Source organism: Rhizobium sp. AN68 (assembly GCF_030758035.1).
GTDB classification, from domain to species: Bacteria; Pseudomonadota; Alphaproteobacteria; order Rhizobiales; family Rhizobiaceae; genus Agrobacterium; species Agrobacterium tumefaciens.
The window spans coordinates 1,476,006-1,489,411 of the sequence record NZ_JARWMI010000003.1; the positions used below are offsets into that span (position 1 = coordinate 1,476,006).

Here is a 13,406-nt window from a genome sequence, read left to right on the forward strand (position 1 = left end):
ACCGTCAAACCAGCCGGCTCTGCTCCACCGCCGCTTCGACGAAGCTGGCAAATAGCGGATGCGGGTCGAGCGGGCGGCTCTTGAGTTCCGGGTGGTATTGCACACCGATGAACCAGGGATGGTCAGGATATTCCACCGTTTCCGGCAGCACACCATCAGGAGACATGCCCGAGAAGACGAGGCCGCATTCTTCCAGCCGGTCCTTGTAGTCCACATTCACTTCGTAGCGGTGGCGGTGGCGCTCGGAAATATCCGTGGAACCGTAGATTTCGGCGATCTTGGTGTCTTTCTTCAGCGCTGCCTTGTAAGCGCCGAGACGCATGGTGCCGCCGAGATCACCCTTGGTGGAGCGCTTCTCCAGCTCATTGCCCTTTACCCACTCGGTCATCAGGCCAACGACGGGCTCAGCCGTCGGACCGAATTCGGTGGAGGAGGCATTCTCGATGCCGGCCAGATGACGCGCCGCTTCCACGACTGCCATCTGCATGCCAAAGCAGATCCCGAAATAGGGCACGTTGCGCTCACGGGCGAACTGTGCCGCCATGATCTTGCCTTCCGAACCGCGCTCGCCGAAACCGCCCGGCACCAGAATGCCGTTGACCTTTTCGAGATAGGGCGTCGGATCTTCCTTTTCGAAGACTTCCGACTCGATCCACTCCAGCTTGACCTTGACGCGGTTGGCAAAACCACCGTGATGCAGCGCCTCGATCAGCGACTTGTAGGCGTCCTTGAGGCCGGTATATTTGCCGACGATCGCAATCGTTACCTCGCCTTCCGGCGTGCGGATACGGTTGCAGACCTCTTCCCACTGTTCCAGACGCGGCTTCGGCGCCGGTTCGATACCGAAAGCGGCCAGCACTTCCGAATCTAGACCTTCATTGTGGTAGGCGATCGGAACGTCATAGATGTTGGCAACATCCAGCGCCTGAATGACGGCGGAAGGACGCACGTTGCAGAACAGCGAAAGCTTGCGGCGTTCCGCTTCCGGGATTTCCCGGTCGGCGCGCACCAGCAGGATATCGGGATGAATGCCAAGCGCCTGCAGTTCCTTCACGGAATGCTGGGTCGGCTTGGTCTTCAATTCGCCGGCTGCCGGAATGTAAGGCATCAGCGTCAGGTGAACATAGATTGCAGTGCCGCGCGGCAGGTCGTTGCCGAGCTGGCGGATCGCCTCCATGAACGGCATCGCCTCGATATCACCCACCGTGCCGCCGATTTCGCAGATGACGAAGTCGTACTCGTCATTACCTTCGGTCACGAAATCCTTGATCTCGTTGGTGACATGCGGAATGACCTGAACGGTCGCGCCGAGATAGTCGCCGCGGCGTTCCTTGTCGATGATGTTCTTGTAGATGCGGCCAGTGGTGATGTTGTCGGTCTTGGTCGCCGAACGCCCCGTAAAGCGTTCATAGTGGCCAAGGTCGAGGTCCGTCTCGGCACCGTCGTCCGTCACAAACACTTCACCGTGCTGTGTCGGGCTCATCGTGCCGGGATCGACGTTCAAATAGGGGTCAAGTTTGCGAAGCCGCACCCGATAACCACGGGATTGCAGCAATGCTCCGAGTGCCGCAGCTGCGATGCCCTTACCGAGAGAGGAGACCACGCCGCCTGTGATGAATACATATCGCGCCATGGGATTCACCGGATACCTTTTTACCTCTGATTCCGCCAGCCCAAATTTCATGCTGTTGCAAATTCGCTGTTGACGAATTGGCAATGGGATGTGGCGAAATGCGAACAAAAGAAAACCGGCAGGCTTTTGGCCTGCCGGAGCGTTAAATCATAACCGGGCTTATTGACCGGTCGGAACTGCGTTCGGATCGGCGGGCTTGGCCGGTGCCGGAGCGGCTTCACCAGCAGTGGCCGGCGCAGGCGCGGTCTGCGCAGGTGCTGCAGCGCCGCTGTTGGTCGGAACGCCATTCTCAGCCGGAGCCGGCGTTGCCGGCGTCTGTGCCGGGCCGAGCGTGTCGAGAATGCCGTTGCCCTGACCCTGCGTGGCCGGAATACGGTTCAGAATATCCGTCGGGCGCGATTCGTACCGGGTCAGAAGACCAAGTCCGAGCGACGTCACGAAGAACAGCGCGGCAAGGATACCCGTCGTGCGGGTCAGCGCATTGGCCGTTCCGCGCGCGGACATGAAGCCCGAACCGCCGCCGATGCCGAGGCCGCCGCCTTCGGAACGCTGGATCAGAACCACGCCGACAAGTGCCAGCACGATCATGAGGTGAATAACAATCAAAACGGTCTGCATGACAATCCATTCCATGCCCCGCGCGGAGCACTACAAAGAAGGTTTCGCGGCTCTTTACATGAGGCGAAGGCTTATTCCAAGCCCCTTTCCCGCCACTGTGGCAGGAAAGCGTGTCTCAAGCCGTCAGTTGCTCGTATGCCGCATAGATGGAAAGGAAGTCGGAGGCTTTCAAGCTCGCGCCGCCGATCAGTGCGCCGTCGACATTCTCGACACCCATCAGTTCCAGCGCATTGGCAGGCTTCACCGAGCCGCCGTAGAGAATCCGCATGGTCTTGCCTTCATCACCAAAGCGCTTGACCAGCTCGTCGCGCATGAAGGCATGAGCCTCGCGCACATCCTGCGTGGTCGGCGTCAGACCCGTGCCGATCGCCCAGACCGGCTCATAAGCGATGACGGTGTTTTCGGCGGTTGCCTCGTCCGGAAGCGATCCGGCGAGCTGGCGCTTGAGGATATCGAGCGTCTGGCCCGCCTTGCGCTCGTCCGCCGTCTCGCCAATGCAGACGATGGCGATAAGATCGGCCTGATGGGCGGCAACGGCCTTGGCACGGACCAGATGATCCGTCTCGGCATGGTCGGTGCGACGCTCGGAGTGGCCGACGATGACATGGGTGCCGAAGCAATCGGCAATCATCTCGGCGGAAATGTCACCCGTATGCGCGCCGGAAACATTCTGGTGGCAATCCTGTCCGCCAATCATCAGCGGGCTGTCGTCGCAGAGCGCGGTTGCCACATAAAGAAGCGTCGATGGCGGGCAGATCAGCGCATCCACCTTTTCGGAAAGCGCGCCCTTGACGCCCTCTGCCATGGCCTTGATCTGATCGAGCGACGAACGGGTGCCGTTCATCTTCCAGTTTCCGGCTACAAGCGGTCGAACATTCGGCGTCATGCGTATCCCATTCCCTTTGTCTCGGAGAGCCGCTTGCGCGAACACCCCTTACCTCAGCCGCCAGGCGGCCCCTAATCGCGACAGAAACCCTGCCGGAAATCCCGGAATATTTCCTTAAACGCAGCTGATGACAATTGGTACAAAAAAGCAGTCATAAGCTTCAAAACGTCGGTCAATTTGCCGAAATTCGCGCCTGTCGAACCAAAACTGGACCTCATCGGCTCAAAATCCAGTTCAAAACCGCCCGCCAGTCGGTCATGCGCACCGGCGTTCCATGCGTGCCTGTCTCAAAAAGCGTGAAGCGCGCCGGCTCTCCCGCCTTCAGCAAGGTGCGGAAGATGGTCGCCTGGCTGTCGGCGGAATAGACCTTGTCGGCGCTGCCATGGGTGAACCACACCGGCTTTTTGGCTTTCGCAAAGGCGCTCTTCGGAAAATCGGGGTCGACCGCGCCGCCGAGGATCGCCATGCCCTTGAGATTGCCGACCGTCGCCTTGTCGCGGCTGATGCCGTAGCAGATGAAGCTGCCCATGGAGGCGCAGGCCAACACCACCGGCTTGCCGCCGGATTTGCTGGCAGCATAGGCGATCAGCGCGGAAACGTCGGCAACGCCATTGGCATCGAAGGATCGTACGCTCGGCACATAATAGGTGCCGCCATTGGCGACAGCCAGATTTTTCAGCCGGTTGAAATTGCCGCCGAACGTATAGTCGTTCATGCCAAGCCGCCGGTCGCCGCCGCGCCCGTGAATGAAGATCACGGTGAAGGCCTGCCCGGATGATGGCCCGACGCGGCCCACCTCAAGCGCCCTGCCCTCAACCGCCACGGATTCCATCGCCTGCGCTGTCTTGGGCGCCATATCCACATATTGCCGCTTCACCCGGCGTTCCGGTACCTCGTCGCGGCCGTTGATATCGCGCATCTCCTGATAATCGATCACCTCAGATGCGCCGCCATCGGCCGTGGAAAGCACTGTCTGGCTGGAAAACAGCTCGTCCTTGAACGGCCGCAGCGGCCCGTCCGCCGCCCCGGCACCGCCCGGCATCGCCGCAACAGTCAGGCAGAAAAGAGTACAAAACGTGAAATGAGCTGTGGACATGACTTGGTTAACCGTTCATTCGTGGCTGCGAGACTTGCCATTGCCAGGGCGGCAGCGCAATCCTCCTGTTGCGAAACCCTGACATAGTCGTGGCATAGGGTGCGCCGCGTTAGGCCACACGCCCTGCACGTTTGGCGCTATACTCGCCCCTATTGGCATACTGATTCGCTTGGCGAAATTCTGACGACACGCTTTTTTGAACCTTGGACATGATGGACGATAGCAACGATCTCTTCTCCGGTCTTCCGGTGGCACCAAACAGCGAAACGGAAAAGAACGAGGACACGGCAAAACCCGTGAAGGCCCCGGTGTCCGCAGCCGCGAACGTGAACGTGCAGCCGAAACCAGCAGCCGTTGCGGCCGTCACGACGCCCCCACCCCCAGCGCCCGTGTCTCCTTCCGGTGACGACTACGGTGCCTCGTCGATCCGCGTGCTCGAGGGGCTGGAACCGGTGCGCATGCGGCCCGGCATGTATATTGGCGGCACCGACGAGAAGGCGCTGCACCACCTCTTTGCCGAAGTCATCGACAACTCCATGGACGAGGCCGTCGCAGGCCACGCCAATTTCATCGAGGTCCATCTCGATACCGAGGGTTTCCTGACCGTCACCGATAACGGACGCGGCATTCCGGTGGAAAACCATCCGCAGGTTCCGGGCAAGTCGACGCTCGAAGTCATCATGACCAAGCTGCATGCCGGCGGCAAGTTCGATGGCAAGGCCTATGAGACCTCCGGCGGCCTGCACGGCGTCGGCGTTTCCGTGGTCAATGCGCTGTCCGATCTTCTGGAAGTGGAAGTCGCCCGTAACCGCAAGCTTTACCGCCAGCGCTTTTCGCGCGGCGCGCCCATCGGCGGTCTCGAAGAACTGGGTGACGTGCACAACCGTCGTGGCACCCGCGTGCGTTTCCATCCGGACCCGCAGATCTTCGGCGATCACGCAAAATTCGAACCGGCGCGCATTTTCCGCATGGCCCGCTCCAAGGCCTATCTCTTCGGCGGCGTCGAAATCCGCTGGAGCTGCGATCCCGGCATGGTGCCCGCCGGTGGCGAAATCCCCGAAAAGGCCGTGTTCCATTTCCCCGGTGGTCTAAAGGACTACCTGGCCGCCACGCTCGGCAAGGAATTCACCGTCACCCGCGAGATTTTCTCCGGCCGCACCGAAAAGACCGGTGGCCACGGCGCGCTGGAATGGGCTGTGACCTGGTATGGCGGCGACACGCAGATCCATTCCTATTGCAATACCATCCCGACGCCTGAAGGCGGTACGCATGAGGCCGGTTTCCGCATCGCGCTCACCAAGGGCCTGAAGAACTATGCGGAGCTGACCCAGAACAAGCGCGCTAGGGAAATCACCACCGATGACGTGATGATCTCGGCAGCGGGCATGCTCTCCGTCTTCATCCGCGAGCCGGAATTCGTCGGCCAGACCAAGGACAAGCTCGCGACCGTCGAGGCCCAGCGCATCGTCGAAAACGCGCTGCGCGATCCCTTCGACCATTATCTCACCGGCAATCCGGGCGAAGCGGCGAAGCTGCTGGACTGGGTGATCGAGCGCGCCGAAGAACGCCTGCGCCGCCGCAAGGAAAAGGAAGTCAACCGCAAGACGGCGGTGCGCAAGCTGCGCCTGCCCGGTAAGCTGGCGGACTGCTCGCAGAACACGGCTGAGAATGCCGAGCTTTTCATCGTCGAGGGTGACTCGGCTGGCGGCTCGGCCAAGCAGGCGCGCAACCGCGCCAATCAGGCCATCCTGCCGCTGCGCGGCAAGATCCTCAACGTCGGCAGCGCCAGCCGTGAAAAACTCTCCGCCAACCAGCAGATCGCCGATCTCATCCAGGCGCTGGGCTGCGGCACGCGCACCAAGTACCGCGAAGAGGATCTGCGTTACGAACGCATCATCATCATGACGGATGCCGACGTCGATGGCGCCCATATCGCCTCGCTGCTCATCACCTTCTTCTATCAGGAAATGCCGGAACTCATTCGTGGCAACCACCTCTATCTCGCGGTGCCGCCGCTCTACGTCATCCGTCAGGGTGCCAAGAGCGCCTATGCCCGTGACGACGCCCACCGCGCCGAATTGATGGAAACCGTCTTCAAAGGCAAGAAGGTCGAAATCGGCCGCTTCAAAGGCCTTGGTGAAATGATGGCGGCACAGCTGAAGGAAACCACCATGGATCCCGAAAAGCGCACCCTGCTGCGCGTCGAGATCGACGACGTGGATTTCGAAGGCACCCGCGAGGCGGTCGACAATCTGATGGGCACCAAGGCGGATGCCCGCTTCCGCTTCATTCAGGAACGCGCTGCCTTCGCGGATAATCTGGATATCTGATCAACCGTCCCGGCCAGCCATGCGCCAACCGGGACGATTTGAGTCATGCCGCCGCCACATCTTCGCGAACGTCCAGAACGCGGTCGATCAAACCCCACTCCAGTGCCTCTTCCACCGTCATGAAACGGTCGCGATCCATTGCCGCTTCAAACTCGTCATAGCTGCGTTTGCAATGCTCGGCATAAAGCCGCGTCATTCGGTGCTTTGTCTGCCTGATTTCTTCAGCATGGATGAGCATATCCGACGCCTGCCCCTGAAACCCGCCGGACGGCTGGTGAATGAGGATGCTGGCGTTGGGCAATGCCGCCCGCGCGCCCGGTTTGCCCGCCATAAGCAGGAACGATCCCATCGAACGGGCGGTCCCCATGCACAGAGTATGAACCGGCGCGCGGATGTAGCGCATGGTGTCATACATTGCGAGACCGCTGGTCACGACGCCGCCTGGAGAATTGATGTAGAGATGGATCGGCTTCTTCGGGTTTTCCGCCTCCAGAAACAGCAGTTGCGCGCAGACAAGTGCGGAAACAGCGTCGTTGACCTCACCGTTGAGAAAGATGATCCTTTCCCGCAACAGCCGGGAATAGATGTCGAAGGACCTTTCTCCCCTAGCGGATTGTTCAACTACCATAGGGACGAGTTGCATCGCTTCGCGCATCGGCGAACTCCTGTCGTTTGAAAATGTAAGGAAATGTGGTGGATCAGGCGGCGAGCTTGATGGGCGAACGGTTGTGGTTTGCGGCGGCCTTTGTCATCCGACCGGAACCGGTGATGGGCAACTCATGAATGACCCGCAGGCTGGTGCCGCCGCTCGCGTTGGGTGCAATCCTGAAGGTGACGGTGCTTTCCAGAAATGGCGGAACGTCATCCCGCATCCTGTAACAGACCTCCTTCCCCGGGGTGATCCTGATCGCCTCGGGTTCAGCCAAAGCCTCCTTCGGCAACCAGTGTTCACGGAAGGCCGGAATGCTGATCGCACGCCAGACTTTTTGCGGCGGCTCATCGAGATCATATTCCAGCTCGATACCGGGTTTCGGTGCTGCGGGCAGTTCCCTGTTCATTGATCCATATCCTTCAGCAAGAGCTTCAGTGCTTCTACGCGCTGCGGCCAGTAGGCGCGGTATTTGCCAAGCCATGTCGCAATCCGTGTCAGCCCATCCGGATCGACCTCGTAATTGACGAAACGACCCTGCCGCCGTTCGACGACCAGCCCCGCCCCCGCAGCACGGCAAGATGCTGCGACATGGCCGGCTGGCTGATATCGAAACCCTCACGCAAGGCGGAAGCGTTCTGGGCACCATCCGCGAGCTTTTCGAAAATAGCGCGGCGTGTCGGATCGGCCAGCGCCCGGAAAATATCATTCTCTGTCATGACAACAGATAAGCATAGACTTATGTGATTCACAAGTCCCGCCTCCTGCATTCGCTTCGCAAGGCAGGCTTTTTCGCTGCCGCACCCTCTTCTGCCGTGAACGCTTTATGTGCTCGCGCGTTTTCACCCGGCCTGATAATCTTCAGGCCGGGAGTGATCAAAACAAGTGACTGCATTTACGGTCTTTATCGCCATGGTGCTGCTGGTCGTCGGACCAGCCCTGTTTGTTGTCATCAGCAAGCAGCGGGAAAAGGCCATTCCCAAACGCCCCTCAACTGCCCTACCCGTTGCCGAGGATGCGACCGGGCTCGACCGCCACTGGCAGTCAATAAGGAACGGCTGGAACGAGAAAAACGCGCTCTGCCTGCTGCATTCCAATCTGGATGCCTTTGCGGTGCGTATGGCGGCCGCGCGGGCGGCTGGGCGCAGCCTTGATCTGATGTATTACATGTGGAATGCCGACCTGACCGGTCGGCTGATGATGCGCGAGGTCATTGCCGCGGCAGATCGCGGCGTGCGCGTGAGGCTGCTTCTGGACGATCTCGGCGTCTCGATGTCCGACCGCATCTTCCACGCCATCGACAGCCATCCCAATATCGAGCTGCGGCTGTTCAACCCAACCAGGGCGCGGGAAAACATCCTGTATCGAAGCCTGGAACTGGTCCTCCGGTTCCGAAGCGTCAACCGGCGCATGCACAACAAGGCGTGGATTGCCGACGGACGCGCCGCGATCGTTGGCGGCCGTAATATTGGCGACGCCTATTTCGATGCCGCCGAACGGGCCAATTTCCACGATTTCGACATTCTCGGTTTCGGCAGGATCGTTGCGGATGCCACCGAAATCTTCGACGACTACTGGAACAGCGCCGTTTCCGTTCCCGTGCGCTCGCTTCTGGCGCGCAGGCCGAGCAAGCTTGCCAGGTTACGGCGCGAGCTTGCTGCGCTACCGAAAAGCGAGGCTGCCAAACCCTATCTCGAGCGCGTCGAAAACCAATATGGCAGCGGACATTTCCTGATGTCGGACCGCCTGCACTGGGTCGATGAAGCCGACGTGCTTGCCGACCCGCCGGAAAAAGCAGCGGGAAAACGCCGCAACGGCCACAACTTCCTGATGGAGAGCCTGCTGCCGCTGATGCAGGCGGCAAATGACAGCCTGCACATCACCTCCCCTTATTTCATTCCCGGCAAACAGGGCTTGGACATTTTCGCAAACCTTGCCGAGCGCGGCGTCTCGGTTGCCATCCTCACCAACTCGCTGGCTGCAACAGATGTTGCCGCCGTTCACGCCGGTTACGCACGGTATCGAAAGCCGCTTCTGCTGGGCGGGGTGCGACTGCATGAACTGCGGGCACAGGCGGACCAGCCAAGCTTTACGCTTCGCGGTTCAGGACAGGCGAGCCTCCACACCAAGGCTTTCTCCCGCGACGGCAAGACCGGCTATATCGGCTCGCTCAATTTCGATCCACGCTCCGCGTCTCTCAACACGGAAATGGGCGTCGTTTTCACCTCAGCCCCGCTGGTTGCGCGCATGGACGAGATATTCAGCGAAGAGATCCGCCGCTCAATGAGCTTCGAGCTGGATATAGACAACGGCAATCGCATCGTCTGGATGACCGAAGAACACGGCCAGCCGAAGACATACAGGCGTGAACCGGACGCTGCCATCAGCCGCCGGATCGTCGCGGGCATCATGCGTTTCCTGCCGCTCGAGTCTCAGCTTTGACTTATCGCGGCTTTGATAACGAAAAGTCCGGTCAGGCCGCCGGTCTCACGCCAGCCTTGGCCAGCTGTATCTGCACCAGCGTGTCGAGGTTCTGGTTGACGCGGCAATAAAATTCCTCGTCGATGAAGGGCCGAAGCATGAAATCGTTGCCACCCGCCTTCAGGAACCGCGCCGACAAAAGCCGGTTGGTGGACGAGGAAACGCCGATGATGCGCAACTCGTGCGAGCCGCGCACGGTGCGGATGCGCCGTGTCAGTTCGAAACCGTCAATATCGGGCATATTGTAGTCGGTCACCACCAGCCCGATATCGGGATTGGCCTTCAGGATTTCGAGCGCCTTCGCACCGCTATCGGCAAGGCTGACGCGGAAATTATAACGCTTGAGGCGGCTGGAAAGCAGCGCCCGCGCCGTTGGGCTGTCATCCACGATCAGCACATGGTGGCGGTGGTTGGTGAGGAACCGACAGATGGATTCCGTCAGCATGTCCACGGCAAAGATATTGTCTTTCAGAATGTAGTCGACCACATTCTTGGCGATCAGCGTTTCGCGGGTCGCCTCATGGAACGTGCTGGTGAAAACGATGGTCGGGATCGAAAGATCGATCAGATATTCCAGCGCCTCGCCATTTTCCGCCCCCGGAAGATTGATGTTGGAAATCGCAAGCGTCACGGGTTCGGCCGAGTGTTCGTAGCACGCCTGCAACTCCTCGAAGTTGCGGCACACCTCCACGGAAACGCCCAGCAATTCTTTCAGGCGCATGCTCACCATCTGGGTGAACACATTGGTATCTTCCGCAAGCAAAATGCGGCAATTGGTAAATGGCACACCCGAATATTGCATGCCCGTGATGCCCAGAAAATTCATTTTGTCCCAGTCCCCCGTCGTCTTTCACGGGAAATTAGCAGGCGTATTTTTCAGAATGATTAATAACACTTTTGCCCGAAAATAGTCGGCATACATGCTTACCCAAAAGAAAACACGGCCCCCGAGGGAGGGCCGTGTTTCGAATGCTTCCAGGAAAATCCCTCAGGCGCGCAGCAGCGCGTTTTCCGTATCGAAGGGGCTTTCTTCCACCACCTCGGCGTCATAAAGCGTGCCAAGAATGCGGATTTTCAGCTTTGTGCCAATCGTGGCATATTCGGGTTTCAGCATGGCAAGCGCAATCGATTTTCCGATACGCCAGCCAAAGCCGCCGCTCGTCACACGGCCGGCAAGTGCGCCATCTGCATCGAAGATAGCTTCAGAACCACGGGCATCGACATCCGTATTGCCCGAAACGGTCAGCGTCGAGAATACCGATTTCAAGCCGGCTTCCTTGTATGCCACCAGCGCGTCGCGGCCGATGAAGTTTTTCTCCGGACGCAGGAAACGGTCGAGACCGGATTCATAGGCGTTATATTCGACCGAAAGCTCGCGGCCCATGTTGCGATACGACTTTTCAAGCGACATCGACACCATCGCACGAATACCGAATGGCTTGATGCCAAATTCGGCGCCCGCTTCCATCAGCCGGTCGAAGATGTAGTTCTGCATTTCGATAGGATGGTGCAACTCCCAGCCCAGTTCACCGACGAAGTTGACGCGCAGCGCATGCGCCGTCGCCACACCCACGGAGATCTGCTTCGCCGTCAGCCACGGGAAATCCTTGTTCTCGAGGCTGGTACGGGTCAGCTTCTTCAGGAGATCGCGCGACTTCGGACCGGCAAGCACCAGCACGCCGTATTTCTGGGTGATGGGCTGCAGCACGACGGAACCGTCGGTGGGCGCAAGCCGCTGGAGCACGTCATGATCGTGCGCCTCAAGACCACCGGCGGACACCAGATAGAACCGGCCCGGTGCCCATTCATAGACGGTGAACTCCACCTTCACGCCGCCATTCGGCGTCAGAAGGTGCGTCAGCGCAATACGGCCGCGCTTCTTCGGCACGATATTGGCGAGAATGCTGTCCAGCCAGGCGCGCGCGCCTGGACCGGAGACTTCCATCTTGGCGAAGGCCGACATGTCAAGCACGCCGACATTCTGGGTGACGTTCTTCACCTCGTTGCCGACATGTTCGAAATAGTTCGAGCGGCGGAACGACCACTTCTCAACGATACGGCCATCATCCAGTGGCGGCGCATAGTTGTGGCTGGTGATGACATCCGCACCGACGCCGAGGTCCTCTTCGCGCAGCGCATAACCTTCCGGCGCATACCAGTTGGCACGTTCCCAGCCGTAAACGGAACCGAACACGCCGCCAAGCTTCTTCAGACGGTCGTAAACCGGCGTCGTCTTCAGCGGACGGGCAGCGGAACGTTCTTCATCAGGGTAATGCATGGTGAAGACGTTGGCATAGGCTTCCTCATTCTTGGCAATGAGGTAACCTTCCGTAGCGTGAGGGCCGAAGCGGCGCGGATCGACACCCATCAGATCGAGTGTCGGCTCACCATCGACGATCCATTCGGCAAGCTGCCAGCCAGCACCACCGGCAGCGGTGATGCCGAACGAGTGGCCTTCATTCAGCCAGAAATTCTTCAGGCCCGGTGCCGGACCGACGATCGGGTTGCCATCAGGCGTATAGGCGATAGCGCCGTTATAGACCTTCTTGATACCGACTTCACCGAAAGCCGGAACGCGCACCATCGCCGTTTCGATATGCGGCATAAGGCGGTCGAGTTCCTCCTGGAACAGCTCATATTCGCTATCGTCAGAGGGACCGTCGACATAACAGACCGGAGCGCCGACTTCGTAAGGGCCGAGGATCAGACCGCCGGCCTCCTCGCGCATGTACCAGGCCGAATCCGATTCACGCAGAACGCCCATTTCCGGCAGACCCTGACGGCGGCGCTCCAGAATGGCCGGGTGCGGCTCGGTGACGATATATTGGTGCTCAACCGGGATGACCGGAATATTGATGCCGACCATCTCGCCGGTCTTGCGGGCAAAGGAGCCGGTGCAGGAAATGATATGTTCGGCGATGATCTCGCCCTTATCCGTCGTCACCTTCCAGTGACCGTCTTCCAGCTGCTCGATGGCGGTGACGGTGGTGTTGCGATAGATGGTGGCGCCACGGTCTCGCGCGCCCTTCGCCAGCGCCTGCGTCAGGTCGGCGGGCTGGATATATCCATCATCGGGGTGCTGGATGGCGCCCAGCAGGCCGTCCGTCTCGCAAAGCGGCCAGATTTCTTTCACCTGCTCCGGCGTCAGCATGTTGACCCGCACACCGATGGTCTCGGCAATGCCGGCATAATACATATATTCGTCCCAGCGATCCTTGGTGCGGGCGAGACGAATGTTCGAGACCTTGGAGAAACCGACATTCATGCCGGTCTCTTCCTGAAGCTCCTCGTAGAACTTCACGGAATACTTGTGGATCTGGCCGACCGAGTAGCTCATGTTGAACAGCGGCAAAAGACCGGCTGCGTGCCAGGTGGAACCGGAGGTCAGTTCCTTGCGCTCGATAAGGACGCTGTCGCTCCAGCCCTTCTTGGCAAGATGATAAAGCGTCGAAACGCCGACGACGCCGCCACCGATCACCACCGCCCGTGCATGTGTCTTCATTTACAGAACCCCTAAAAAGCGCCGGCATTGCCTGTCGTGCTGCCAAATCGATGGGATGGAATATGAAGCGCCCGGCGGCCGTTCAGCCGCCTGATTGCGACATGGCCATAGGGTGCTGCGACAGGGGAGAAAATGCCGTCGCTGGAGGCGGGTTTCAAACCACCGTCGCCTTTTGAAGACGACGGTGGTGCACATATGGGAAAATACCAAC

10 protein-coding genes and 1 pseudogene are annotated in these 13,406 nt (G+C 59.6%); 2 read left to right on the plus strand and 9 right to left on the minus strand.

Going from position 1 to position 13,406, the window contains the following annotated elements:
* Window positions 1-4: 4 nt before the first annotated feature.
* The 4 genes from RBH71_RS20270 to RBH71_RS20285 form a co-directional block, all read right to left on the minus strand.
* Window positions 5-1,642 carry a CTP synthase gene (locus tag RBH71_RS20270; RefSeq protein ID WP_035198927.1) on the minus strand — a complete coding sequence of 546 codons (1,638 nt, stop codon included), beginning with the start codon at window positions 1,640-1,642 and terminating at the stop codon, window positions 5-7.
* A gap of 150 nt (window positions 1,643-1,792) precedes the next feature.
* Window positions 1,793-2,251, minus strand: a complete 459-nt coding sequence (secG, locus tag RBH71_RS20275) for a preprotein translocase subunit SecG (protein WP_003515429.1) — start codon at window positions 2,249-2,251, stop codon at window positions 1,793-1,795.
* 115 nt (window positions 2,252-2,366) lie between these two features.
* Window positions 2,367-3,137: a triose-phosphate isomerase gene (gene tpiA, locus RBH71_RS20280; RefSeq protein WP_003515430.1), complete on the minus strand. Its 771-nt coding sequence runs from the start codon at window positions 3,135-3,137 to the stop codon at window positions 2,367-2,369.
* Between the two features lie 214 nt (window positions 3,138-3,351).
* Window positions 3,352-4,233, minus strand: a complete 882-nt coding sequence (locus tag RBH71_RS20285) for a dienelactone hydrolase family protein (protein ID WP_003515433.1) — start codon at window positions 4,231-4,233, stop codon at window positions 3,352-3,354.
* Window positions 4,234-4,442: 209 nt separating this feature from the next.
* Here RBH71_RS20285 and parE point away from each other — a divergent pair, with 209 nt between their 5' ends.
* The gene (parE, locus tag RBH71_RS20290) at window positions 4,443-6,563 is read left to right on the plus strand and encodes a DNA topoisomerase IV subunit B (RefSeq protein WP_013636223.1); all 2,121 of its coding nucleotides are present in this window, start codon (window positions 4,443-4,445) and stop codon (window positions 6,561-6,563) included.
* A gap of 43 nt (window positions 6,564-6,606) precedes the next feature.
* Here parE and RBH71_RS20295 read toward each other — a convergent pair whose 3' ends face one another.
* From RBH71_RS20295 to RBH71_RS20305, 3 genes and pseudogenes are all read right to left on the minus strand, one after another.
* Window positions 6,607-7,218: an ATP-dependent Clp protease proteolytic subunit gene (locus tag RBH71_RS20295; protein ID WP_035252117.1), complete on the minus strand. Its 612-nt coding sequence runs from the start codon at window positions 7,216-7,218 to the stop codon at window positions 6,607-6,609.
* Between the two features lie 43 nt (window positions 7,219-7,261).
* Window positions 7,262-7,621 carry an SRPBCC family protein gene (locus RBH71_RS20300; RefSeq protein ID WP_003515438.1) on the minus strand — a complete coding sequence of 120 codons (360 nt, stop codon included), beginning with the start codon at window positions 7,619-7,621 and terminating at the stop codon, window positions 7,262-7,264.
* Window positions 7,618-7,931: pseudogene (locus tag RBH71_RS20305) on the minus strand (ArsR/SmtB family transcription factor). Before RBH71_RS20305 ends, RBH71_RS20300 begins: the two are co-directional and overlap by 4 nt.
* A 166-nt stretch (window positions 7,932-8,097) precedes the next feature.
* On the opposite strand from RBH71_RS20305, the gene RBH71_RS20310 reads away from it, so the two are divergent.
* Window positions 8,098-9,654, plus strand: a complete 1,557-nt coding sequence (locus tag RBH71_RS20310) for a phospholipase D family protein (protein ID WP_003515446.1) — start codon at window positions 8,098-8,100, stop codon at window positions 9,652-9,654.
* Between the two features lie 31 nt (window positions 9,655-9,685).
* Here RBH71_RS20310 and RBH71_RS20315 read toward each other — a convergent pair whose 3' ends face one another.
* Both RBH71_RS20315 and RBH71_RS20320 read right to left on the minus strand, forming a co-directional pair.
* On the minus strand, window positions 9,686-10,519 hold the full coding sequence (locus RBH71_RS20315; RefSeq protein WP_003515447.1) for a response regulator: 834 nt from the start codon (window positions 10,517-10,519) through the stop codon (window positions 9,686-9,688).
* 162 nt (window positions 10,520-10,681) lie between these two features.
* Window positions 10,682-13,195: a GcvT family protein gene (locus tag RBH71_RS20320; protein WP_003515448.1), complete on the minus strand. Its 2,514-nt coding sequence runs from the start codon at window positions 13,193-13,195 to the stop codon at window positions 10,682-10,684.
* Between the last annotated feature and the right edge of the window lie 211 nt (window positions 13,196-13,406).

Excerpts from the sequence above, each read along its gene's own strand:
- RBH71_RS20285 (WP_003515433.1), bottom strand. The coding sequence starts at position 4,233 with ATGTCCACAGCTCATTTCACGTTTTGTACTCTTTTCTGCCTGACTGTT.
- tpiA (WP_003515430.1), bottom strand. The coding sequence starts at position 3,137 with ATGACGCCGAATGTTCGACCGCTTGTAGCCGGAAACTGGAAGATGAAC.
- RBH71_RS20300 (WP_003515438.1), bottom strand. The coding sequence starts at position 7,621 with ATGAACAGGGAACTGCCCGCAGCACCGAAACCCGGTATCGAGCTGGAA.
- RBH71_RS20295 (WP_035252117.1), bottom strand. The coding sequence starts at position 7,218 with ATGCGCGAAGCGATGCAACTCGTCCCTATGGTAGTTGAACAATCCGCT.
- RBH71_RS20320 (WP_003515448.1), bottom strand. The coding sequence starts at position 13,195 with ATGAAGACACATGCACGGGCGGTGGTGATCGGTGGCGGCGTCGTCGGC.
- RBH71_RS20315 (WP_003515447.1), bottom strand. The coding sequence starts at position 10,519 with ATGAATTTTCTGGGCATCACGGGCATGCAATATTCGGGTGTGCCATTT.
- secG (WP_003515429.1), bottom strand. The coding sequence starts at position 2,251 with ATGCAGACCGTTTTGATTGTTATTCACCTCATGATCGTGCTGGCACTT.
- parE (WP_013636223.1), top strand. The coding sequence starts at position 4,443 with ATGATGGACGATAGCAACGATCTCTTCTCCGGTCTTCCGGTGGCACCA.